Genomic DNA, 21,136 nt, shown 5'->3' on the forward strand with positions numbered 1-21,136 from the left:
AAAATGGCTGCCCCGTGGCACCCTCAATATATGGTTAATATTTCGCTCGTTGTGGCCTTGAGGCCACGGGGGTGCTTGGCATCTGCCGGGGCGCTGGCCCATAGTGCAGATGGCTCAGTGAATCGCCGTTCATGTCCGGCCCTGGCCAGGGACCGTGAGCAGCAAAAAGACCAAGATTTTTGAAGGAGTTACCCATGTCCGATGCCATCAAGGTCGGCTTTGTCCCGTTGTCTGCCGCCGCCCGTGGCATCATGGTCGTGTTCTGCGACGATAGTCTGAAGGTTGGTCCGGCGACGGCCAAGGCGCTGGGCGGCGGTATCGAACTCGTGAAGCGTGCGGCCGCCGCAGCCGCCTTCAAGGGCAAGAGCGGGGCAGCGCTCGACATCCTGGCGCCGGAAGGGGTGAAGGCCACCCGTCTGCTCGTGATCGGCGCCGGCAAGGCGGCTGGCCTAAAGGCGAACGATTTCCTCAAATTCGGCGGTGTGGCGGCGGGTAAGCTTGCCGCCGGGGCGGCCGCCATGACGATCATGGCGGAACTGCCCGGTGGTGCCATGACGAGCGAGCAGGCGGTCGCGATCGCCTCGGGTCTGCGCCTGCGCGCCTACAAGTTCGACCGCTACAAGACGAAAAAGAAGGACGGCGAGGAGGGCGGCTCGCGTGCCGACATCTCGCTGGCGGTCGGCGATGCCGCTGCCGCGAAGAAGGCATTTGCCTCGGCCGGCCACGTCGTCGACGGCGTGATCATCGCGCGCGACCTCGTCAACGAACCGCCGAACGTACTCTTCCCCGAGGAATTCGCGCGCCGCGCCGGTCAGCTCCGCAAGCTCGGCGTCAAGGTCGAGGTGCTCGACGTCAGGGCGATGCAGAAGCTCGGCATGGGCGCGCTGCTCGGCGTCGGCCAGGGCTCGGCGCGGCCGAGCCGCACCGTGATCATGCGCTGGGACGGCGGCAAGAAGGGCGAGGCGCCCGTGAGCTTCGTCGGCAAGGGCGTCTGCTTCGACACCGGCGGCATCTCGATCAAGCCAGCCGGCAGCATGGAGGACATGAAGGGCGACATGGGAGGCGCGGCCTGCGTCGTCGGCCTGATGCACGCGCTTGCCGCGCGCAAGGCCAAGGTCAATGTGGTCGGCGCCATCGGCCTCGTCGAGAACATGCCCGACGGCAATGCGCAGCGGCCGGGCGACATCGTCACCTCGATGTCGGGCCAGACCATCGAGATCATCAACACCGACGCGGAAGGCCGCCTCGTGCTGGCCGACGTGCTCTGGTACGTCGCCAAGAAGGTGAAGCCGAAATTCATGGTGGATCTGGCGACGCTGACCGGCGCGATCGTGGTCGCGCTCGGCACCGAGCATGCCGGCATGTTCTCCAACAATGATGAGCTCGCCGAACGCCTGCTGGCGGCCGGCATCGAGAGCGGCGACAAGGTCTGGCGCATGCCGCTCGGTCCCGAATACGACAAGCTGATCGATTCCCAGTTCGCCGACATGAAGAACACCGGCGGTCGCCACGGCGGCTCGATCACCGCCGCGCAGTTCCTGCAGCGTTTCGTCGATGGCACGCCCTGGGCCCATCTCGACATCGCCGGCACCGCCATGGGCGCGCCGAAGACCGACATCAACCAGAGCTGGGCAAGCGGCTATGGCGTCCGCCTGCTCGACCGTCTCGTCGCCGACCATTACGAGCGCAAATGATCTGAGATGACCGAAGTCCTGTTCTATCATCTGCAAAACATGACGGTGGAGAACGTGTTGCCGCCGCTTCTCGAGAAATCGCTCGAGCGCGGATGGCGCGTCGTGGTGCAGTCGACCTCGGAAGAGCGCGCCGATGCGCTCGACGCGCATTTATGGACCTACCGCGACGATTCCTTCCTGCCGCATGCGACATGGCGCGTGAATGATGCCGCCGATCAGCCGATCGTGCTGGCGATCGAGGAGGGCAATCCCAACGGCGCCCATGTCCGATTCCTGGTCGACAATGCGGCCTTGCCGCAGGACGCGCAGGGTTATGCGCGCATGGTGCTGCTGTTCAATGGCGACGATCCGGATGCACTCGCGCTTGCCCGCAGCGCCTGGACGGATTGCAAGGAGCGGGGATTTGATGTCACCTATTGGCAGGCCGACGAGCGGGGCCGGTGGCAGCGTCGGAATTAGGGGTCCTTCGCAATTAATGATAATTTGCACTTTTCGGGCGATGCTGGCTTTTGTCACCTTCGTGCCGCAAAGTGATGTTGGGACAATCGCTTAGGGCTGGTCCTTCACGCGGGGAATTTGGTTTATCGTGCGACATCAAAAGCTTCCCAGGTCGCTTCTTGTTGCTTTGGCTGCCGCGGCTCCGCTGCTCGCCGGCTGCTCGGGCGCGTCCGATCTGCTGTCGAAGGACGCACAATGGTTCAACACGCCGAGCCGGCTGTTCATCAAGAACATCTCGATCGAATCCCCGCCGCTGACCCCCGACAAGCCGGTCGGAGCTGAGGATCTCGTCAGCGCTGACGGCGCCTGTCCCGGCATGGCGCCGCCTCCCGGGCCGGCCGATGCCAACGCATCGACGACGGCTCCGGCGCCGATGGGCGGTACGGTCGCGCTGGGCCATACCGAATGCGACGTGGTGCGCGGCATCGGCGCGCCATCGAACATCAATCTCTCCAATGACGCCGCCGGTCGCCGCGTTGCCGTCGTCACTTGGGCCACGGGACCGCGCGCCGGCATCTACACCTTCACGGCTGGACGTCTGTCGTCAATCGAGGGCAATCCCGATCCGCAGCCAGCGCCGAGGGCGGTGAAGCCGAAGAAGAAGCACGCGTAGGCGGGACCGCCTGCGAGCGTGGCGGACCCGATCGAAAGCCGGGTTCGCGCGCGCCGTCAGAGCACCGGCAAGCGATCGGGCTGGCGAACGCGGAACCGGCTCTTCATCTTGAAGCCGTCGCGCATATTGAGGCCGAGAAGAGCGATGTTCATCGCGCCGGCCAACAATTCGAGAGTCTGTACCGCATAGAACGTGGTGTCGAACTCCGCGGCCTTCGCCTTGAACGCAAGAAACAACGCGGCAGGAATGAGAAGCAGGATGCCGTTGCCGGCGATGAACGGCATGCGCTTGATCTTCGCGCCGATCACGCCACCACGTCGTCCCTTTGCCAGGAAAAATCCTGAGCCTCCCGTCACCGCCAACGCCGGAACCAGCAACAGGAAGCCCCAGGGTATGGCCATTTTCACCGTGGCTATGCTCGCGTGCGACGCAAATAGCTCGGTGAGAGCCGTGGAGAGCCAGAAGGTCGCAATCGTCGTCAGCACGACCGCGCCCGCGACTGGGTGGATGATCCTGGTCATCGGGGTCCTGCCGTTTCGAAGCGCGCTACGCCACACAGATGCCGGGCACGGCGACCTTTTCGAACAGGTGCGGAGAGGCGACGGCAGATGAGGGATAGGCTGCGATCTTCGATCTGAACTCAGGATGCGTGAATGCAGCCCGGAAGTGGGCCGTCGATTCCCAGACGGCATAGTTCAGATATGTCGGGCTATCGCCGATCGCGCGGTGAAGCTGGGTGGCAATGAAGCCCGGCTGCCGCTTCATGAAGGCTGCATCGTCCTGCCAAACCTGGAGGAAGCTCTGCTCGTCGGTCTTGTCGAGCGTGAACACATTCACGAGCACCACGGGGCTGGTGTCGATGCCAAGCTGACGTTCGATGGGAAAGTCAGGATCCAGGGGACGCAGGTGCGTCATGGGTAGGCTCCGTTCGTTGTGGTATTATGATGTCAATATGGTACTATGAACAATTTACTGATTTGACATTATGATGTCAATAACGGTTTATGGTGACGAATGCCGAAATCCTTGCGAACGCCGGCCGGTGATGCGCTGTCGAACCTCGTGCTCGACCTGTTCCGGCTGAATAGCCTGCTCCTGACCGCAGGGGACCGCTTGGTCGCCCGGCTCGGGCTCACGAGTGCCCGCTGGCAGATTCTCGGCGCCATCGTGCACGCGGAGCGCCCCCAGCCGGTGGCTTGGCTTGCCCGCGATCTGGGGGCCAATCGCCAGAACGTGCAGCGGATCGTCAATGACCTGCACGCGGAAGGCCTCGTTGCTTTCGAGGCCAACCCGCATCACCGCCGAGCGCAGCTTGTCGTTCTGACTGACAAGGGACGGCATGCTTTCGATGCCGCCATGGCTTTGCAGGCGCCGTGGGTCAACGGCCTTTCGGAGGGGCTTCCGGTCAAGGATCTGCAAACCGTACATCGCATTGTCGCGGCCCTGCGGACGAAGCTCGAGAACGGGACAGAGAGCCAGACCTAGCGCAGGGCGAGCGGGCGGAATTGACGGCAGCTCTTAGCGACATGTTCCCGGAACGCCGCTGCGGCCGAACAATTGCAGCACGCTTCTGATGAGCCGCTTTCCTGATGGTCTTGCGGCCAGGAATGCGCTCATATGGAGCCATAAAAATCTGGAGGAGACTATGCGGTTCTCGATTGCCCTCGTATCGGCTCTGCTTCTGCCGCTTGGCGCGGCCGTTGCCCAGGATTATCCGACGAGGCCCATCACCATGCTGGTTCCATTCGCGGCGGGCGGGCCGACCGACACCATCGCGCGCCTGACGGCCGCAGGCATGGGGAAGTCGCTGGGACAGCAAATCGTTGTCGAGAACGCGACCGGCGCCGGCGGCACCATCGGCACGACCCGCGCCGCGCGCGCCCAGCCCGACGGCTACACACTGCTGATCCATCACGTCGGCATCTCGACCGCAGCGACGCTGTACCGCAATCTCAGCTATGACACGAAGACGGCGTTTGCGCCGATCGGCCTCGTGACCAACGCGCCGATGACGATCATTGCGCGTCCGGATTTTCCGGCCAACACGCTCAAGGAGCTGGTCGCCTACGCCCAGCAGCAGGGCGACAAGCTGACCTACGCCAATGCCGGGTTAGGTGCGGCATCGCATCTCTGCGGCATGCTGTTCATGACCGCGATCCAGAAGCAGCTCACCACGGTGCCCTATAAGGGCAACGGCCCGATCATGAACGATCTGCTCGGCAAGCAGATCGATCTCACCTGCGACCAGGCGACCAACACCACCGGGCCGATCACGGCCAAGCAGGTCAAGGCCTATGCGATCACCACCAAGGAGCGGCTGAAGAGCCTGCCCGATCTGCCGACGGCCGATGAGGCGGGCCTCAAGGGGTTCGAGCTCGGCGTCTGGCACGGCCTCTATGCTCCCAAGGGCACTCCGCCCGCGGTCGTGCAGAAGCTGACGGCCGCGCTGCAGACGGCGCTCAAGGATCCGGCGCTGATCGCCCGGTTCAACGACATCAACACCGAGCCGGTGCCGCAAGACAAGGCGACGCCTGAGGCGCTGGGCGCGATGCTGACGAGCGAAGTCGACCGCTGGGCTCCGATCATCAAGGCGGCGGGGCAGTTCGCGGACTGAGCGGACAATCCCATGAAGAGTAGCTTGGCCAGCTACTTGATGCAGGGTAATTTATTACCGCTACTGTGCATGGGGTTGTTTTCCCAGATTTGGATTCAGCCCGCAGCCTCGTCGAACTGCGTGCTCGCCTCGAGCCACTGCTCCTCCGCGCGCGCCAGCGCATCGGCGGCATTGGCGCGCGCCTTTGACAGCTGTGCGGCCTGCTTGGGATCGCGCGTAAAAATGTCGGGCAAGGCGAGGGCGGTGTCGATCTTGGTGATGATGTCGCTGACGCGGGCGATCTCGGCTTCGGCTTCGGTGATGCGTTTCTTCAGCGAGCCGCGATTGTCGGGCCGCGCGCGCTGCGGTTTCTCGCTCGCGACACTGCGCTCGCGCGGGGCGGGCTCGGCGTTGCGCGTGGACAGCACCAGGCGGCGATATTCGTCGAGGTCGCCGTCGTAATTGGTGACGGTGCGGTCGGCGACGATCCAGAGCCGGTCGGCGCAGGCCTCGATCAGATAGCGGTCGTGCGAGACCATGATCACGGCGCCCGGAAATTCGTTGATGGCTTCGGCCAGCGCAGCACGGCTGTCGATGTCGAGATGGTTGGTCGGCTCGTCCAGGATGATCATGTTGGGGCCGAAGAAAGTCGCAAGGCCCAGCAGCAGCCGCGCCTTCTCGCCGCCCGACAATTTGCCGGCCTTGGTGTCGGCCGCCTTGCCCGAAAAACCGATCGCGCCGACGCGGGCGCGCACCTTGGCTTCGGGCGCATCGCCCATCAGCTTGCGGACGTGGTCATAGGCCGAGGCGTCCTCGTTCAGCTCGTCGAGCTGATGCTGCGCGAAATAGGCGATCGAGAGCTTGTCCGCGCGCGTCACCTTGCCGGAGAACGGCGCGAGCCTTCCGGCGAGCAGCTTGACGAGCGTCGACTTGCCGTTGCCGTTGGCACCCAGCAGCGCGATGCGATCGTCATTGTCGATGCGCAGCGTGACGCGGCCGAGCACGGGCGCCGCGGGATCGTAGCCGACGGAAGCGTTGTCCACCGCGATGATCGGCGGCGACAGGATCTTCTCCGGCGCCGGAAAGCTGATCTCGCGCACGTCCTCGGTGACCAGCGCCGTGATCGGCTTCAGCCGCTCCAGCATTTTCACGCGAGACTGTGCCTGGCGGGCTTTCGAAGCCTTGGCCTTGAAGCGGTCGACGAAAGCTTGCAGCCGGGCGCGCTCGGCTTCCTGGCGCTTGACCTGCTTGGCATCGAGCAGCTCGCGCGCGGCGCGCTGCTCCTCGAACGAGGAATAGGTGCCCTTGTAGAGCGTGAGCTTGCCGCGCTCCAGATGCAGGATCTGGTCGACCGAGCTTTCGAGGAGGTCGCGGTCGTGGCTGATCACGATCACCGTGCGCGGATAATGCGCGAGGTGATCCTCCAGCCACAACGTTCCCTCGAGGTCGAGATAGTTGGTGGGCTCGTCGAGCAGCAACAAATCGGGGGCTGCGAACAGCGTCGCGGCGAGCGCGACGCGCATGCGCCAGCCGCCGGAGAACTCGGCGCAGGGGCGGAGCTGATCGGCGGCGGAGAAGCCGAGACCGGAGAGGATCGCGGCGGCGCGACTCGGCGCCGAATGCGCGTCGATGTCGACCAGCCGGGTCTGGATCTCGGCGATCCGGTGCGGGTCGGTCGCGCTCTCGGCTTCCGCGAGCAGCGCGTCACGTTCGAGGTCGGCCTTGAGCACGACGGAGATCAGGCTGTCGGGTCCGTTCGGGGCTTCCTGGGCGAGGCTGCCGACGCTCCAGCGCGGCGGCAGGGTCACCGAGCCGTGCTCGGCCGCGAGCTCCCCGCGGATCACCTTGAACAGCGTCGACTTGCCGGTGCCGTTGCGTCCGACCAGGCCGACGCGCGATCCCGGCGTGATCTGCACGGAACTCTGGTCAATCAGAAGGCGTCCGGCGAGGCGGAGGGAGAGATCGGTGATGACAAGCATGCGGCCTTGTCACCGCAAGGCGCGTCGAACGCAACCCGTTTTTCTTAGCCGCTCAATGCGAGTCGCGGTCGCGCTGCCTCAGCTCGTTCATGAGCTGCTCGAGGTGGGTCGGGAGCTGAGGTTCGGGACGCAGGCTCTGCTGAAGCCGTTCGCCCACCGCATCGCAAATCGAGCGGCTGGTCCGCCGATCGATCTGTTCGCTGTCATTGGCAAAAAGGCCAGCCATCGCGCAGGTTCCGTGTGCTCAAAGTAAGGACACGGTACCAAGTCATTGGCCCCCAAAATGGTTTCGCGGTTTTTGGGGGAATGCCGGCATTCTCGTCAAAATTGTATGAATCCCGCAACATCCGCCCAAAATGCGAAGCCCCGGCGGGGGGATCGCCGGGGCTTCTCTTGGAAGGCAACCGTGGGGGGCGGTAGCCTTTAACTTAAGGTGCTGTCGGGCTCAGTAGCAGCGGTTGATCATCCGCCAGCGGGGTCCCCAGGGGGTCGGGACCAGCCGGCGCACATAGCAGCCGCCATAACCGTAGGAGACGGGGGCATAGAAGCGCGGTCCGCCCCAGCCGTGGCCGCGGTGCCAGCCTCCGCCGCCGCCGTGCCAGCCCGGGCCGCCACCGTGCCAGTGGGCGGAAGCCGAGGTCGGCGCCAGCGCGGCACCCAGCGCAACCGCAGCGACAGCGGCAAGCGAAAGTTTCCTCAACATGGTGATCTCCTCAAAACTGCCGGCGCGGGGGCATCCGCGTCGATGGAAAGGCCGCCGAAACGGTCCGCCCAGTGATCGGGCTCGGTTTCGATGGGGCCAACCCTACGCCGGCGAGGCTGAACCGAATCCTGACAGGGGCTTCAGATTGGGTTCATCTGGGTGAAATTGTCGTAATCCAGATTGAAACTGCAGGGGTCCGGTCCTGCGGCGAAGCGTCTGTGACGTCATACCGGCGGTCGCTTGCCGGATGGCAAAGGCGCCGATATAAGCCCCGCAACTCGACAACCACCGCTTTTCTTCCAAGGACAAGATTATGGCCATCGAACGCACTTTCTCGATCATCAAGCCCGACGCGACCGCGCGTAACCTGACCGGCGCCGTCAACGCCGTGATCGAAAAGGCGGGCCTGCGCATCGTCGCGCAGAAGCGCATCCGCATGACCAAGGAACAGGCCGAGACCTTCTATGCCGTCCACAAGGCGCGGCCGTTCTTCGGCGAGCTCGTCGAGTTCATGACCTCGGGCCCGGTCGTTGTCCAGGTGCTGGAAGCCGAGAACGCCATCGCCAAGTACCGCGACGCGATGGGCGCGACCGATCCGTCCAAGGCCGCCGACGGCACCATCCGCAAGCTCTACGCCAAGTCGATCGGCGAGAATTCCGCACACGGCTCGGATGCGCCGGAGACCGCCGCGATCGAGATCGCGCAGTTCTTCTCGGGCAACGAGATCGTCGGCTGATCGGCCGGCCGTAATTTAGAGACTGGGCGAGGGGACCTATTGTGAGCTGGCTCTGGCAGATCTTCGATCCCGCGACGATCGGGGCATTCTTCACCCAGTTTCGCAACGAGATGGCCGAACCGACCTTCTGGATTGCGGTCGGCAAGATCATCTGGATCAACATCCTTCTGTCCGGTGACAACGCGCTGGTGATCGCGCTCGCCTGCCGCGGCCTCTCGCCGCGACACCGCCTGTGGGGCATGATCTTCGGTGCCGGCGCCGCAGTGCTGCTGCGCATCATCTTCACCGGCATCGTCGCGACGCTGATGGAGCTGCCCTATCTCAAGCTGATCGGCGGTCTCGCCCTGATCGTGATCGCGGCCAAGCTCCTTGTGCCGGAGCATGACGAGGACGACGACGTCGACGCGGCCTCGCATCTGTGGCAGGCCATCCAGATCGTCGTGGTCGCCGACATCGTCATGTCGCTCGACAACGTCATTGCGGTCGCAGCCGCCGCCAATGGCAGCGTGCCGCTCCTGATCCTCGGCCTTGCCATCAGCGTGCCGCTGATCGTCGCCGGTGCGGCGCTGATCATGGCGCTGCTCGAAAAGCTGCCGGTGCTGGTCTGGGCCGGTGCTGCGCTGCTCGGCTGGATCGCGGGCGAGGTGATGGCGACCGATCCCGGCGTCGCGCCGAAGCTGCACACGCTGTTCGACGGTCCGTTCGGCGCCTCGCTGGACAGCATGCTCGGCGCCTTGCGCATCCCGCCGCAATTCGGCCATGGCGGGGCGGGCGGCGAATATTTCTGCGCCGCGCTCGGCGTCATCGTCGTGCTGGTGGTCGGCACCATCTGGCGCCGCCGCAAGCTGACCGCCGCGGCCCTGGAATCGTCCGAGCGGCACGCCCGGGCGTCGGCGGAGTAACGTCACCTCTCCCGGCGGGGAGATGAGCAATTCCTCAGTCGATGCTAGCGCCGCACGATAGAGCCGGCGCGGCTGACCAGGCGGGCGAGTGCGCGGAAGCGGCTGCCGACGCGGTCGGCGACGAGGTCGCCGAGGCGATGCTCGAACACCAGCATCAGCTTGCGGCCCTGGCTGCGGAAATGCGTGGCCGGCAGCACGCCAGGGCGCGCCGCCGAGATCAGATGCGCGACGCGGAACGCAGCGCCCAAGAGGCGCGCGCGCTCGAGCTGCGCCGGCGTCAGCAGCTCCTGCATGGTAACCGGCGGCTGGTTTTCCTCGCTCAGGCCCGCATAGCGATAGAACACCGACAGGCCGACGAAGGCGCGCTCGGTGTGGGTGATCGCGCCGAAATTGCCGTTGACGACAAGGCTCAGCGTCTGCTCGCCGCGGTGATCGGGATGCACGCGCCAGCCGATATCGGACAGCAGGCACGCGGTGTGGCGCAAGCGGCGGTCCTCCTCGCTCTCGCGCAGCTTCACCACGCGCGCGAGGCGGTCGGTCCAGGCGATCAGCTCGTGGGCGTGCTTGGCCGAGCGCGACAGCAGCTGGTTCAGCTCTTCCGCGGCGCAGATCAGGCCGTCCTTGTTGCGTTCCGGCTCCGACAGCTTCTCGTGCAGCAGGCCCTCGCGGACGCCGAAGGTCGAGAACACGATCGTCTTCGGCTTTGCCACCCGGATGATGTGCTCGAGCACCAACGCCGCATAGGTGAGGAGCGGGCGCCGCGCATCGGCGACGATCTCGATGTCGGCGAGCATGTCCGCGGCCGCAAGGCGACGCAGACGACGCGAAAAGTCGAGCGCTTCAGCCGCGGACAGCGAATAGCCGTGCATCACCTGGAGCGGATAGCCGCTCTGGATGATGTGGATGCGCGCCAGCGCACGCCAGGTGCCGCCGACCGCATAGAAAGTGCGGCCGCGGCCCGCAGTGAGCTGTGGCACCTCGTCGATCGCCTCGCGCACGATGCGGTCGGCGCGCTTGAGCGATTTGTGCGCGAGGTCCTGGAGCGCGAGCCCGCCGAGCGGCAACGTCACGCCGCTACGCACGCTGTTCCTGCGTACGTCGATCAGTTCGAGCGAGCCGCCGCCGAGGTCGCCGACGATGCCGTCGGGATGATGGATGCCGGAGATCACGCCGAGCGCCGACAGCCGCGCCTCGCGCGGACCCGACAGGATCTCGATCTTCACCGCGCAAATGCGCTCGGCCTTCGCGATGAAGTCGGGGCCGTTGGAGGCGTCGCGGCAGGCCGCGGTCGCGATCGCGAACACGCGCCCGACCTGCATCACACGGCACAGCGCGCGAAAGCGCCTCAACGAGGTCAACGCCTTGTCGACAGCGTCGGGCGCGAGCAGGCCGGTGCTCTGCACCTCGCGTCCGAGGCCGCACAGCGTCTTCTCGTTGAAGATCGGAATGAGGCTCCGCGTCAGCCCCTCGTAGACGACGAGACGGACCGAGTTGGAACCGATATCGATGACCGCGACGCTCGAGCCGCGCTTGCGCGGCCGCTTCACGCCGAACATCCCCGATCAGGATTGATGGCGTTCGTTCCGGCGCGTGAGACGACGCGGCGAGGATTCCTTGAGCGACTTTCCACGGCCAGACAGACTCGGATTTGTCATGAAGTAGTTGTGGACGTTGAAAGGCTCTTCGCCCTTCGCGGTCTTCATACGCGTTGAGGACCCGTCCGGCAACAATTGCCAGCTCTGCTCATTGTCCTTGAGATTCGCGACCATGATCTGTTCGAGAACCTGCTGATGCACCGTGGGATTTTGCAGCGGACACAGCACCTCGACGCGGCGGTCGAGGTTGCGCGGCATCATGTCGGCGGAGGAGATATACACAGCCGCTTTGGCGCTCGGCAGACCCTGGCCCATGCCGAAGCAGTAGATTCGGCCGTGTTCCAGGAAGCGTCCGATGATCGACTTGACGCGGATGTTCTCTGACAGGCCGGGAATGCCGGGGCGCAGGCAACAGATACCGCGCACCACGAGCTCGACCTGCACGCCGGCCTGGGAGGCCTCGTAGAGCGCGTCGATGATGTCGGGGTCGACCAGCGCATTCATCTTCATCCAGACCGCGCCGTGGCGGCCGTGGCGCGCATGCGCGGTCTCGCCCTGGATGTGCTCGATGATGCGCTTGCGCAAGGTCAGCGGTGACACCGCCATTTTTTCCAGATCGCTCGGCGCGGCGTAGCCGGTGATGAAATTGAACACGCGCGCGGCATCGCGGCCGATGGTCGGATCGGAGGTGAAGTAGGAGAGGTCGGTGTAGATGCGCGCGGTGACCGGATGATAATTGCCGGTGCCGGTATGGACGTAAGTCGTGAGGCTGCCGCCCTCGCGACGCACCACCATCGAGAGTTTTGCGTGCGTCTTCAGTTCGAGGAAGCCGTAGACGACCTGCACGCCGGCGCGTTCGAGATCGCGCGCCCAGCGGATGTTGGCTTCCTCGTCGAAGCGCGCCTTCAGCTCGATCAACGCGGTGACGGATTTGCCGGCCTCGGCGGCTTCCGCCAGCGCGCGCACGATCGGCGAGTTGTTGGAGGTGCGGTAGAGCGTCTGCTTGATCGCGACGACATCGGGGTCGCGCGTCGCCTGCTGCAGGAACTGCACCACCACGTCGAAGGATTCGTAGGGGTGATGGACGACGAGATCCTTCTGCCGGATCGCGGCAAAGATGTCGCCGCCATGCTCGCGCACGCGCTCGGGATGACGCGGCACGTAAGGGGTGAATTCGAGATCGGGCCGGTCGAGGCGAGTGAGCTGCGAGAGCTCGTTCATCGCCTGCACGCCGTCGACCAGGAACACCTCGTCGTCGGCGGCCGACAGCGCGTGCTGCACGAAGCTGCGCAGCTCCTCCGGCATCTTGGCATCGATCTCGAGCCGGATCACCGACCCGCGGCGGCGGCGCTTCAGCGCGGTCTCGAACAGGCGGACGAGGTCTTCCGCCTCTTCCTCGATTTCGAGCTCGGAGTCGCGGATGATGCGGAAAGCGCCCTGGCCGTGCAGATTGTAGCCGGGGAACAGGCGGTTGATGAACAGGGCGGTCGCCTGCTCCAGCGAGATCAGCCGGACCACCTTGCCGTCGGCCGGCAGGCGGATGAAGCGGTCGATCTTGCCGGGCATGCGGATCAACGCGTTCATCTGCTTGCCATCGGCGGCGCGCGTGAGCTGGAGCGCGATGGTGAAGCCGAGGCTCGGGATGAACGGGAAGGGGTGGGCCGGGTCGATCGCCAGCGGCGTCAGCAGCGGGAACACGTTGCTGAGGAAATAGTCCTCGATCCAGGTCCGTTCCGCCTTGGTGACGTCCTTGCCGTCGACCAGGACGATGCCGACATCGGCCAGAGTGCCGCGCAAATCGCGCCAGATCGCCTGCTGGTCGGAGGCGAGTTCGGAGACGGTGCGGTTGATCAGGGCGAGCTGCTCGGATGGCGTCAGGCCGTCGGGGCTGCGTTCGGCAATGCCCTCGCGCACCTGCGCCTTGATTCCGGCGACGCGAACCATGAAGAACTCGTCGAGGTTATTTGCGGAAATCGACAGGAATCGCACCCGCTCCAGCATGGGATGGCTGGGATTGACCGATTCCTCCAGGACGCGGCGGTTGAAATGCAGCCAGGAAAGCTCGCGGTTGATGAATCGCTCGGGACTCGATGCGATCGCCGGCAGGCTCTCGGTCTCTGGGGCTTTTTCTTTAGTTTCAACAGCTTGCGCAGAGTCCATCAGAAGTCGGTCCATCCAGTTCGCCCCAATTTGCGACTTATGCGCAAAACCGGCCGGAGCATGTGTTAGAGCGATGACGTTTCGATGACATTGATGTTCCGCCGCTTCGCCGCGTCAAGCGGGCTTGCGTAGGCCTTGGGCGCGGCCGCGTGGCCGATCAAGCGTCCCGCAGCAGCTCGGCGGCCAGCGCCCGGGTGACCGGGCGGCCAAGTCGCAGGGCTTCGCTGTCGAGCAATTCCACGGCTTGGCGGGCGGCGGCCGAGGACCGCTCCAGGCGCGTGGCGAGGTAGCCGACCACGCTCTCATCCACGGTGAGCTGGCGGTCGGCGCAGAATTTGACGATCAGGCCGCGGAAGAGCTGGTCGTCGGGCGGCAGCAGCGCGACCACTGGAACGGCGCGCAGACGCGAGCGCAGGTCGCGAAGCTCGATCTCCAGCGAGGCCGGCACCTCGCGTCCGGTGAACAGAACGTAGGCGCCATCCTCGCGGGCGAGGTTCATCAGGTGGAAGAGGGCGCGTTCGTCAAATTCCCTGGCCTTGAGATCCTCGATCACCAGCGCACCGGTGGCGAGCGTGCCCGGAACGCCCGCAGCTGTCAGCGCATTGGCCGTGGTGGAGCGGGCGCCGGCCTCCTCGGCCCAGATCGCGGCGAGATGGCTCTTGCCGCTTCCTTCCGGGCCGGCCAGCCACATGATCCGGTTCGGCCATTCCGGCCAGCTGTCGATCAGGCCGAGGCCGGCTGCATTGGCCGGTCCCTCGAGGAAATTGTCCCGGCTGAGGCTCTCCGCATGCGGAAGCGAAAACGCCAATTGTCGGGGGTGAACGCGGCCTGGCACGCTTGCTTTGCTCCATGCCGGCGCGCCGGCGTCATTTGAAGAGGTCGGACGTATCGAGCGGGAGTTGGCCTTTTACGGGGCCGCATCCCCTCTCATTTGGCCTCGATCGTACTCATGTGCCGCAGCCACTCGACCAGATAGAGCGACACGGAGGAGAGCGTGAAGACCGTGACGAGGCCCATCAGGATGATATCATAAGGGGCCGGCTTGAAGCCGAAGGCAAGCGCCGCCAGCACGAGCGCCGCGAACGCCACTTGTGCAACCGTGTTGAGCTTGGACACTTTCGACGGCTTCATCTCGACGGGCCGGTCGAACAGCCAGGACACGATCACGGCGGCGACGATCATGATGTCGCGCGAGACCACCAGGATCACGATCCAGCGCGGAATTGCGCCCCAGATGCCGAGCGCCATGTAGATCGAGACCAGCAGCGCCTTGTCCGCGAGCGGGTCGAGCAGGGCGCCGAGCTCGCTCGTCATGTTGAAGCGCTTGGCCAGGAAGCCGTCCACGGCGTCGCTGATACCGGCGATCAGGAAGACGGCGAACGCGACCTCCATTTGGCTCGACACGATGGCCCAGACGATGATCGGGACCAGCATGATGCGGCCCAGGGTAATGATGTTCGGAATACTCACGAAAGCGCTTCCCGGCACCCGGTCTGACCTCGAATCCGGCCTCTCGGGAGGCTGAACCGGTTGATATCTCTACATAGTATACGGCGGTGCGCCATGCGAGCCATTGCGCGTCCCCGGAATTCGACGTAACCAGCCGCGAACCCACTGGAAATCGGGCATGACCGACCGCAAAAACGGCCTCACTTACGCCGATTCAGGCGTCGATATCGATGCGGGCAACCGCCTGGTCGACCTGATCAAGCCGATGGTGCGCGCCACCGCACGGCCGGGCGCCGACGCCGAGATCGGCGGTTTCGGCGGCCTGTTCGACCTCAAGGCGGCCGGTTTCAAGGATCCGGTCCTCGTGGCCGCGACCGACGGCGTCGGCACCAAGGTCAAGATCGCGATCGAGACCGGCCTGCATGGCGGGATCGGCATCGACCTCGTCGCCATGAGCGTCAACGACCTCGTGGTGCAGGGCGCCGAGCCGCTGTTCTTCCTGGATTATTTCGCCTGCGGCAAGCTCGATCCGGAAGCCACGGCCTCGATCGTCGCAGGCGTCGCCGAAGGCTGCCGCGAATCCGGCTGCGCCCTGATCGGCGGCGAGACCGCCGAGATGCCCGGCCTGTACAAGGACGGCGATTACGACCTCGGCGGCTTTGCCGTCGGTGCCGCGGAGCGGGGGACGTTGCTGCCGCGCAAGGACATCGCGGCCGGCGACGCCGTCATTGGCCTCGCCTCATCGGGGGTGCATTCGAACGGCTTCTCGCTGGTGCGCAAGATCGTGGAACAATCGGGCCTTGGCTTCGAGGCGCCAGCGCCGTTCGCCCCGGTCATGACCCTTGGCGGCGCGCTGCTGACGCCGACGAAGCTCTACGTCAAATCCTGCCTGCGCGCGATCCGCGAGACCGGCGCGGTGAAGGGCCTTGCCCACATCACCGGCGGCGGCTTCACCGACAACATTCCGCGCGTGCTGCCGAGCAACCTCGGCGTCGGCATCGATCTGGCCCGCCTTCCGGTGCTGCCGGTGTTCAAATGGCTGGCGGCGCAGGCCGGCATCGCCGAGCTGGAGATGCTGCGCACCTTCAACTGCGGCATCGGCATGATCGCGATCGTCGAGCCCGACAAGGTCGACCAGGTCATGCAGGTCTTCACCGATGCCGGCGAGACGGTGGCGCAGCTCGGCACCGTGATCCCGGCCGAGGGCGAGCACCGCGTCGTCTATAACGGCCATCTCGACATGGCGCTGTGATGACTGGCGCTGTGATGAAGCGCCGCGTCGCCATCCTGATCTCCGGCCGCGGCTCCAACATGTCCGCGCTGATCAGGGCCGCCACTGCCGCGGATTTCCCGGCGGATATCTCGCTCGTCATTTCGAACAAAGCCGATGCGCTCGGGCTCGAGCGGGCCAAGGCGGCCGGCGTGAACACGCTGGTGATCGAGAGCAAGCCGTTCGGCAAGGACCGCGCCGGCTTCGAAAAGGTGCTGCAGGCGGCGCTCGACCAGCACGGCATCGAGCTGATTTGTCTCGGCGGCTTCATGCGCCTGTTCACGGCCGAGTTCACCAGGGCCTGGTACGGGCGGATGCTCAACATCCATCCGTCGCTGCTGCCGTCCTTCCCCGGCCTCGATCCGCACGGCCAGGCGCTGCGCGCCGGCGTCAAGCTATCAGGCGCGACGGTGCACTTCGTGATCCCCGAGACCGATGCTGGCCCGATCGTGATGCAGGGCGCGGTTCCCGTCGGCGATCACGACACGGGGGATACGCTGTCGGAGCGCATCCTCGAAGTCGAGCACCGCATCTATCCCGAAGCGCTGCGGCTGCTCGCGACCGGCAAGGTCCGGATCGAGGGCGATGTGTGCAAGACGGACGGAAGCTCCGCGTCGGAGAATTTTCTGGTTGCGCCGGTGGTGAGCTGAAGCGCCGTCCTCGCGGCGGTCTTCACAAACAAAATCCCCCGGCAGAGCCGGGGGCAACGTCATGATCTCTCGCGCTTTGGCTTTGAGAGAATTCAGGAGACCTTGAGGTTCTCCGCGGATGCCTTGCCGCGGTTCTCCACGAGGTCGTATTCAACCACCTGGTTCTCGTTGAGGGTCGAAAGTCCGGCACGCTCGACGGCGGAGATGTGGACGAACACGTCCTTGTCGCTGCCGTTCGGCTTGATGAACCCATAGCCCTTGGTCGGGTTGAACCATTTGACGGTGCCCTTTTGCGGCATCCTCAGTCTCCTCCACTAGATATAAAAAAGACGCGGCCGCTTTTCGCGTGCCACGCCACAAACGGGCTTCCGGGAGTCTGTTCGAGTCTTGAATCTCAATGTCGCGAAACGCACAGCAGAGCGGCCAATTCCGATTGTGTCCAACATTGCAACATGAAAATCGCCCGTTAGCAAGCTGCGGTTAAATTTCAAGGGCGGGCGGATTGTGCCGTTCTGCAATTTCCGACCTGTGGCCGCGGAACCACAATCGAGGGCAATAGCCTCGGTGACCGCGGGCTAAGCGGTTGACCCTCCGTAGCAGTTCGGCACAAATCGCGACATGCGTGCGCCGCGCGTGTTGCATTTTTGCGCGCCGCCATTTGCTTCGGGATTTGTCGTCATGTGCTGCACATCGCAGCCCTCCGGGACACGGCGGACGATCGGGCTGGACCGCGTCCGCAGGGTCGCGGCAGCGATCGCGGCGGCGTTTGCGATCGTCGTGATGATGTCGGCCACGTCGCCGGTCTTCGCGCAAAGCCCGACGCCTACGCCGACCCCGACACCGACGCCCACGCCGTCACCCACCCCGATCCCGTCCCCGTCGGCCGGCAACGCTGCGCTCGATCTCGGCTCGAACTTCCTGGAGCGGCTCGGCAACCAGGCGTCGAACGGTTTCAACCGGACATTCCGCACCAATCCCGGCGGCGGCGGCGCGTCCGCCAGCACTGAAGATCCGCGCTACCGCACCTGGTTCGAGGGCTACGGCATCTCGGTCCGGACCGATGCGCAAGGCGACTTCGTCGGCGACCGGCGCAAGACGGTTGGCGGCGTCGCCGGCTTCGGCGCGCGCGTGGCCCCGGGCGTCAATCTCGGCTTTTCCGTCGACCAGAGCCATACCGACATCGACGTGCCGCTGGCGCTGCAATCGGCCACGCTCGACCTGACGCAAATCGGCTTCAACGGCTCGGTCGACAAGGGGCCATGGACCTGGGCTTTTGCCGTGGTGCACGGTTTCGGCAAGGTCCGTTCCAGCCGCGACACCGGCCTTGGCCTTGCGACCGCGGGCTATCGCGCCGCGGTCGACGGCGCGCTGACCGAGATCAGCTATTACTGGACCAAGGACCAGATGCGCATCGTGCCCAAAGGCGCACTGGAATATGTGCGTGCCACCAGTGCGGCGTTCCAGGAGGTCGGCGGCCTCGATCCGCTCAACGTCGGCTCGACGGCGCTCTCACGCGCACGCATCATGATCGGGGCCGAGATCGGCCGCTACTTCATCATCGACCAGAAGATCCTGGACCTGTCCGGCTACGGCAAGTTCGTCGACAATTTCCACCAGGATCTGGGCTCAGTCCAGGTCAGCCTCGGCGCTCAGAACATCGTCGTTCCCGGCATCGGCGAGAGCCGTTACGGCGTGGATGCCGGTGCCTCGGCTTCGCTCAGCTTGACCAGCGTGGCGCGGCTTTACGTCAATTACGACGGCAAGTTCCGCAACGAGCTGACCTCGCACCAGGGCACGGTCGGCTTCGAATATCGCTGGTAGGCGCAGCCTCCTAAAGCGCGATGCGATTAGGATGAATCGCCATCGCGCTTTAGGTTGTTGTTTGAGCATGATCTTTTCGGAAAACCGCTGCGCACTTTTCCGGATCATGCTTTAGGTCGGCGTCGCCGCGACATATCCCGTCAATCCAAAACCCTCGCGCGCCGCCGTCATCATCGGCACCAGCGCGTTCGGATGGATGAACTCGTCGCGGAAGCAGGGATAGGTCTTGGGATCGAAGATCTTCTTCAGCCAGTCGACCACGATCTTGTGGCGCTCGGAGGTGCGGAATTCCCGGTGATAGGTGAGCCAGAGATCGGCGTGGTGGCTGACGCCGAGATCGACGGCGATCAGCGGCGCGCCGAGCGCGGTCGAGACCGTCGGCAGGAAGCCGATGCCGGCGCCGCGCTCGACTGCATAGAGCACGCCGACCGAGGAATTGGTCTTGATCCCAACGATGCCCTCGAGCGACTTCAGTCCGAGCACGCGCGCGTAGGCGCCGTCGTCGACCTGCGGCGCGCTCTGCTTGATGATGCGGTGGTTCTTCAGGTCGGCCAGGGTCGCCGGCACGCCGTAGAGATTTTCGTACTCCTTGGAGACGAAGGGATAGATGTGCAGACGCCCGAGCTTGGCGACGATCAGATCCGGATTGGTCGGCGGCTCGAGCTGGATCGCGATGTCCGATTCAAGCCGTGCGACGTCGGCCTGCTCCATCGCGCAGCGCAGATCGACGGTGATCCTGCGGTAGGTCTTCTGGAAGTCGATCAGTCGCGGCAGGATCCAGAAATTGCCCGGGCCTTCCGTCACCGCGACGCGCACTGTGCCTGATGTGTCGTTCGACGACCGCGCGGCGCGCCGGAAGACGTTGAAGGCATGACGCTCCATATGCGCAACGTCGGCGATCATCGCGATGCCTTCATCGCTGAGCGTGAGCCCGCTCTGGTCGCGCAGGAACAGCTTGCAGCCGATGCTCTCTTCGAGCCGGTCGACGCGGCGCATCAGCGTGGTCGAGGTGAGCCCGAGCTCCTCGGCGGCATTGCGAAAACTTTTATACTTTGCGCACGCTAAAAACAGTTTCAAATCGTCCCAGGACGCGCCCAGGACTTCTTCACGGTGCTGCGTCATCGCAGCACCCCGGTGCAATAACTGCTGCATACTCCTGATCCCCAGCCGCTAAGCTCGTCGGCGTAGCGGGGCACGAAAGTCTCGAACGATAGAGGCGTGACATGGGTATGGAAAGGGGCTCGTTTGCCGCAAGGCATGATTTCGACGCCTTGCCGCTGAGCCCGGATGTGGATGTCCGCTGCGCGCAATTGTCCGAAATTGCACCGCTTTCGCAGATGGCGCACCGGCTGGTGCCGGGCGTGCGGATCGGGACAGCCGAGCTTGCGCATTACTTCACGTTCGATCCCCAGAGCATCCTGACGTTCAGCCGGAAGGGCGATCTCGTCGGCGGCATGGCCTTCCTGTTTCTCAATGACCGCGGGCACGATGCGTTGCTCCTCGACGAGATCTGCCTCACCGCGCCCGAGACGCGCTATCTCGCTTCCGCGAACGAAGAGGTCGCTGCCATCTATATCTGGGCGATCGCGGCGACGGGACGCGGTATCGCCGGTCTCGGCAAGGCTGCAGCACATCTGCGACAGCTAAGGTTCCGCAGCGCCGATTGCTATGCGCAGCCGTCAACCGTGGCCGGACGCGACATCATGAAGGCGACCGGCTTTGCGCCGGTCCCGAGCTTCCAGCCCGACCTCTGGTGCTACGAGCGGCCCTGGCATCGCCAGCCGCTGCGCATGCCGGGCGCGATCATCCAAGCAAGGAGTTTTGCAGATGCACGGTACTAGGATCCCTGTCGCCCAGCCCTGTTCCCGCGCCATCACCATCCGCCTTGCGCGCGATCCAAGCGATCTCATGCTGGTCACCGCCATTCGCTCGGCGGTCTATCTCGCCGAGCAGGATTGTCCGTTCGAGGAGGAGTTCGACGGCAACGACATGGTCGCGGCCCATTTCATCGGCTTCGTCGGCAACGAGCCCGCAGGCTGCCTGCGGGTGCGCTTCTTCGGCGATTTCGCCAAGGTGGAGCGGCTCGCGGTCCGTCACCAATACCGGCGCTCGCGCGTCTCGTTCAAGCTGGTGCAGGCCAGCGTCGACTATGTGAAGCGCAAGGGCTTTCGCAAGATCTACGGCCAGGCACAGGACAGGCTGGTCGATTTCTGGGCCCATTTCGGCGCCAAGCCGCTCGGCCACAATCGCAAGATCACCTTCTCGGATTTTGCCTACACGGAAATGCTGCTGGAGATCGAGCCGGGCCCGGACGCGATCACGCTGGACAGCGATCCCTACGTGATCATCCGCCCCGAAGGTGATTGGGACCGGCCGGGCGTGCTTGATGCCTCGGCGGGGCGGGCGGTGACTTCACCGCTGCGGGACCTCGCGCTCGCCGACCGTTGAAACTGGTGCAGCTCTGCGCAAGACA

The 21,136-nt window shown here is 64.8% G+C and carries 23 protein-coding genes; 12 read left to right on the forward strand and 11 right to left on the reverse strand.

The genetic code is table 11. The features are described from left to right. Positions 1-194 precede the first annotated feature (194 nt). The 3 genes from GGD66_RS01795 (at position 195) to GGD66_RS01805 (ending at position 2,805) form a co-directional block, all read left to right on the forward strand. A complete protein-coding gene (locus GGD66_RS01795) occupies positions 195-1,694 on the forward strand; it encodes a leucyl aminopeptidase (RefSeq protein WP_183256730.1) in 1,500 nt (499 codons plus the stop codon). Positions 1,695-1,700: 6 nt separating this feature from the next. Next, a complete protein-coding gene (locus tag GGD66_RS01800; protein WP_018317550.1) occupies positions 1,701-2,153 on the forward strand; it encodes a DNA polymerase III subunit chi in 453 nt (150 codons plus the stop codon). 166 nt (positions 2,154-2,319) lie between these two features. After that, positions 2,320-2,805: a hypothetical protein gene (locus tag GGD66_RS01805; RefSeq protein WP_018317549.1), complete on the forward strand. Its 486-nt coding sequence runs from the start codon at positions 2,320-2,322 to the stop codon at positions 2,803-2,805. 56 nt (positions 2,806-2,861) lie between these two features. Here GGD66_RS01805 and GGD66_RS01810 read toward each other — a convergent pair whose 3' ends face one another. Both GGD66_RS01810 and GGD66_RS01815 read right to left on the reverse strand, forming a co-directional pair. Beyond that, positions 2,862-3,326 carry a hypothetical protein gene (locus GGD66_RS01810; protein ID WP_183256731.1) on the reverse strand — a complete coding sequence of 155 codons (465 nt, stop codon included), beginning with the start codon at positions 3,324-3,326 and terminating at the stop codon, positions 2,862-2,864. 25 nt (positions 3,327-3,351) lie between these two features. Further along, positions 3,352-3,720 (reverse strand): antibiotic biosynthesis monooxygenase, encoded by a 369-nt coding sequence (locus tag GGD66_RS01815; protein WP_092252934.1) that lies wholly within the window; start codon positions 3,718-3,720, stop codon positions 3,352-3,354. Positions 3,721-3,819: 99 nt separating this feature from the next. On the opposite strand from GGD66_RS01815, the gene GGD66_RS01820 reads away from it, so the two are divergent. Together GGD66_RS01820 and GGD66_RS01825 are read left to right on the forward strand one after the other, a co-directional pair. Next, a complete protein-coding gene (locus GGD66_RS01820) occupies positions 3,820-4,290 on the forward strand; it encodes a MarR family winged helix-turn-helix transcriptional regulator (RefSeq protein WP_183256732.1) in 471 nt (156 codons plus the stop codon). Between the two features lie 160 nt (positions 4,291-4,450). Further along, a complete protein-coding gene (locus tag GGD66_RS01825; protein ID WP_018317545.1) occupies positions 4,451-5,419 on the forward strand; it encodes a tripartite tricarboxylate transporter substrate-binding protein in 969 nt (322 codons plus the stop codon). A gap of 95 nt (positions 5,420-5,514) precedes the next feature. Here the strand turns inward: GGD66_RS01825 and GGD66_RS01830 are convergent, their stop codons facing one another. The 3 genes from GGD66_RS01830 to GGD66_RS01840 all read right to left on the reverse strand — a co-directional run bounded on the left by GGD66_RS01830 (position 5,515) and on the right by GGD66_RS01840 (position 8,080). After that, positions 5,515-7,377 (reverse strand): ABC-F family ATP-binding cassette domain-containing protein, encoded by a 1,863-nt coding sequence (locus GGD66_RS01830; RefSeq protein ID WP_183256733.1) that lies wholly within the window; start codon positions 7,375-7,377, stop codon positions 5,515-5,517. Between the two features lie 52 nt (positions 7,378-7,429). After that, positions 7,430-7,603 carry a hypothetical protein gene (locus tag GGD66_RS01835; RefSeq protein WP_018317543.1) on the reverse strand — a complete coding sequence of 58 codons (174 nt, stop codon included), beginning with the start codon at positions 7,601-7,603 and terminating at the stop codon, positions 7,430-7,432. Between the two features lie 219 nt (positions 7,604-7,822). Then, on the reverse strand, positions 7,823-8,080 hold the full coding sequence (locus GGD66_RS01840; protein ID WP_018317542.1) for a hypothetical protein: 258 nt from the start codon (positions 8,078-8,080) through the stop codon (positions 7,823-7,825). 313 nt (positions 8,081-8,393) lie between these two features. Here GGD66_RS01840 and ndk point away from each other — a divergent pair, with 313 nt between their 5' ends. Next, on the forward strand, positions 8,394-8,816 hold the full coding sequence (ndk, locus tag GGD66_RS01845) for a nucleoside-diphosphate kinase (protein WP_018317541.1): 423 nt from the start codon (positions 8,394-8,396) through the stop codon (positions 8,814-8,816). Positions 8,817-8,857: 41 nt separating this feature from the next. After that, positions 8,858-9,718, forward strand: a complete 861-nt coding sequence (locus tag GGD66_RS01850) for a TerC family protein (RefSeq protein WP_092252940.1) — start codon at positions 8,858-8,860, stop codon at positions 9,716-9,718. A gap of 44 nt (positions 9,719-9,762) precedes the next feature. On the opposite strand, the gene ppx is transcribed toward GGD66_RS01850, so the two are convergent. The 4 genes from ppx to GGD66_RS01870 all read right to left on the reverse strand — a co-directional run bounded on the left by ppx (position 9,763) and on the right by GGD66_RS01870 (position 14,943). After that, entirely contained in the window at positions 9,763-11,265 is a 1,503-nt protein-coding gene (gene ppx / locus GGD66_RS01855) for an exopolyphosphatase (protein ID WP_092253093.1), read from the reverse strand. Between the two features lie 15 nt (positions 11,266-11,280). After that, positions 11,281-13,473 carry an RNA degradosome polyphosphate kinase gene (locus tag GGD66_RS01860; protein WP_018317534.1) on the reverse strand — a complete coding sequence of 731 codons (2,193 nt, stop codon included), beginning with the start codon at positions 13,471-13,473 and terminating at the stop codon, positions 11,281-11,283. Between the two features lie 157 nt (positions 13,474-13,630). After that, a complete protein-coding gene (locus GGD66_RS01865) occupies positions 13,631-14,308 on the reverse strand; it encodes a DnaA ATPase domain-containing protein (RefSeq protein ID WP_183256734.1) in 678 nt (225 codons plus the stop codon). A gap of 92 nt (positions 14,309-14,400) precedes the next feature. Then, on the reverse strand, positions 14,401-14,943 hold the full coding sequence (locus tag GGD66_RS01870) for a CDP-alcohol phosphatidyltransferase family protein (RefSeq protein ID WP_025035876.1): 543 nt from the start codon (positions 14,941-14,943) through the stop codon (positions 14,401-14,403). Between the two features lie 157 nt (positions 14,944-15,100). Here GGD66_RS01870 and purM point away from each other — a divergent pair, with 157 nt between their 5' ends. Continuing rightward, positions 15,101-16,174, forward strand: a complete 1,074-nt coding sequence (gene purM / locus GGD66_RS01875) for a phosphoribosylformylglycinamidine cyclo-ligase (protein WP_179730688.1) — start codon at positions 15,101-15,103, stop codon at positions 16,172-16,174. Positions 16,175-16,188: 14 nt separating this feature from the next. After that, the gene (purN, locus tag GGD66_RS01880) at positions 16,189-16,842 is read left to right on the forward strand and encodes a phosphoribosylglycinamide formyltransferase (protein ID WP_183257135.1); all 654 of its coding nucleotides are present in this window, start codon (positions 16,189-16,191) and stop codon (positions 16,840-16,842) included. Between the two features lie 92 nt (positions 16,843-16,934). Here purN and GGD66_RS01885 read toward each other — a convergent pair whose 3' ends face one another. Next, positions 16,935-17,141: a cold-shock protein gene (locus GGD66_RS01885; RefSeq protein WP_007591938.1), complete on the reverse strand. Its 207-nt coding sequence runs from the start codon at positions 17,139-17,141 to the stop codon at positions 16,935-16,937. Between the two features lie 379 nt (positions 17,142-17,520). On the opposite strand from GGD66_RS01885, the gene GGD66_RS01890 reads away from it, so the two are divergent. After that, the gene (locus tag GGD66_RS01890) at positions 17,521-18,663 is read left to right on the forward strand and encodes an autotransporter outer membrane beta-barrel domain-containing protein (protein WP_183256735.1); all 1,143 of its coding nucleotides are present in this window, start codon (positions 17,521-17,523) and stop codon (positions 18,661-18,663) included. 111 nt (positions 18,664-18,774) lie between these two features. On the opposite strand, the gene GGD66_RS01895 is transcribed toward GGD66_RS01890, so the two are convergent. Further along, positions 18,775-19,815 (reverse strand): LysR family transcriptional regulator, encoded by a 1,041-nt coding sequence (locus GGD66_RS01895; protein ID WP_018317524.1) that lies wholly within the window; start codon positions 19,813-19,815, stop codon positions 18,775-18,777. Between the two features lie 71 nt (positions 19,816-19,886). Between GGD66_RS01895 and GGD66_RS01900 the strand changes: the two genes are divergently transcribed. Together GGD66_RS01900 and GGD66_RS01905 are read left to right on the forward strand one after the other, a co-directional pair. Further along, complete coding sequence (locus GGD66_RS01900) at positions 19,887-20,504, forward strand: hypothetical protein (protein ID WP_018317523.1); 618 nt, start codon at positions 19,887-19,889, stop codon at positions 20,502-20,504. Beyond that, positions 20,491-21,111, forward strand: a complete 621-nt coding sequence (locus GGD66_RS01905) for a GNAT family N-acetyltransferase (protein ID WP_183256736.1) — start codon at positions 20,491-20,493, stop codon at positions 21,109-21,111. Before GGD66_RS01900 ends, GGD66_RS01905 begins: the two co-directional genes overlap by 14 nt. The last annotated feature ends 25 nt before the right edge of the window (positions 21,112-21,136 follow it).

The sequence above is a fragment of the Bradyrhizobium sp. CIR48 genome (assembly GCF_014198315.1).
Classification (GTDB): domain Bacteria; phylum Pseudomonadota; class Alphaproteobacteria; order Rhizobiales; family Xanthobacteraceae; genus Bradyrhizobium.

Excerpts from the sequence above, each read along its gene's own strand:
- GGD66_RS01820 (WP_183256732.1), top strand. The coding sequence starts at position 3,820 with ATGCCGAAATCCTTGCGAACGCCGGCCGGTGATGCGCTGTCGAACCTC.
- GGD66_RS01835 (WP_018317543.1), bottom strand. The coding sequence starts at position 7,603 with ATGGCTGGCCTTTTTGCCAATGACAGCGAACAGATCGATCGGCGGACC.
- GGD66_RS01905 (WP_183256736.1), top strand. The coding sequence starts at position 20,491 with ATGCACGGTACTAGGATCCCTGTCGCCCAGCCCTGTTCCCGCGCCATC.
- GGD66_RS01890 (WP_183256735.1), top strand. The coding sequence starts at position 17,521 with ATGTGCTGCACATCGCAGCCCTCCGGGACACGGCGGACGATCGGGCTG.
- purN (WP_183257135.1), top strand. The coding sequence starts at position 16,189 with ATGAAGCGCCGCGTCGCCATCCTGATCTCCGGCCGCGGCTCCAACATG.
- purM (WP_179730688.1), top strand. The coding sequence starts at position 15,101 with ATGACCGACCGCAAAAACGGCCTCACTTACGCCGATTCAGGCGTCGAT.
- GGD66_RS01800 (WP_018317550.1), top strand. The coding sequence starts at position 1,701 with ATGACCGAAGTCCTGTTCTATCATCTGCAAAACATGACGGTGGAGAAC.
- ndk (WP_018317541.1), top strand. The coding sequence starts at position 8,394 with ATGGCCATCGAACGCACTTTCTCGATCATCAAGCCCGACGCGACCGCG.
- GGD66_RS01895 (WP_018317524.1), bottom strand. The coding sequence starts at position 19,815 with ATGCAGCAGTTATTGCACCGGGGTGCTGCGATGACGCAGCACCGTGAA.
- GGD66_RS01830 (WP_183256733.1), bottom strand. The coding sequence starts at position 7,377 with ATGCTTGTCATCACCGATCTCTCCCTCCGCCTCGCCGGACGCCTTCTG.
- GGD66_RS01840 (WP_018317542.1), bottom strand. The coding sequence starts at position 8,080 with ATGTTGAGGAAACTTTCGCTTGCCGCTGTCGCTGCGGTTGCGCTGGGT.
- GGD66_RS01860 (WP_018317534.1), bottom strand. The coding sequence starts at position 13,473 with ATGGACTCTGCGCAAGCTGTTGAAACTAAAGAAAAAGCCCCAGAGACC.
- GGD66_RS01815 (WP_092252934.1), bottom strand. The coding sequence starts at position 3,720 with ATGACGCACCTGCGTCCCCTGGATCCTGACTTTCCCATCGAACGTCAG.
- GGD66_RS01795 (WP_183256730.1), top strand. The coding sequence starts at position 195 with ATGTCCGATGCCATCAAGGTCGGCTTTGTCCCGTTGTCTGCCGCCGCC.
- GGD66_RS01900 (WP_018317523.1), top strand. The coding sequence starts at position 19,887 with ATGGGTATGGAAAGGGGCTCGTTTGCCGCAAGGCATGATTTCGACGCC.
- GGD66_RS01810 (WP_183256731.1), bottom strand. The coding sequence starts at position 3,326 with ATGACCAGGATCATCCACCCAGTCGCGGGCGCGGTCGTGCTGACGACG.
- GGD66_RS01825 (WP_018317545.1), top strand. The coding sequence starts at position 4,451 with ATGCGGTTCTCGATTGCCCTCGTATCGGCTCTGCTTCTGCCGCTTGGC.
- GGD66_RS01885 (WP_007591938.1), bottom strand. The coding sequence starts at position 17,141 with ATGCCGCAAAAGGGCACCGTCAAATGGTTCAACCCGACCAAGGGCTAT.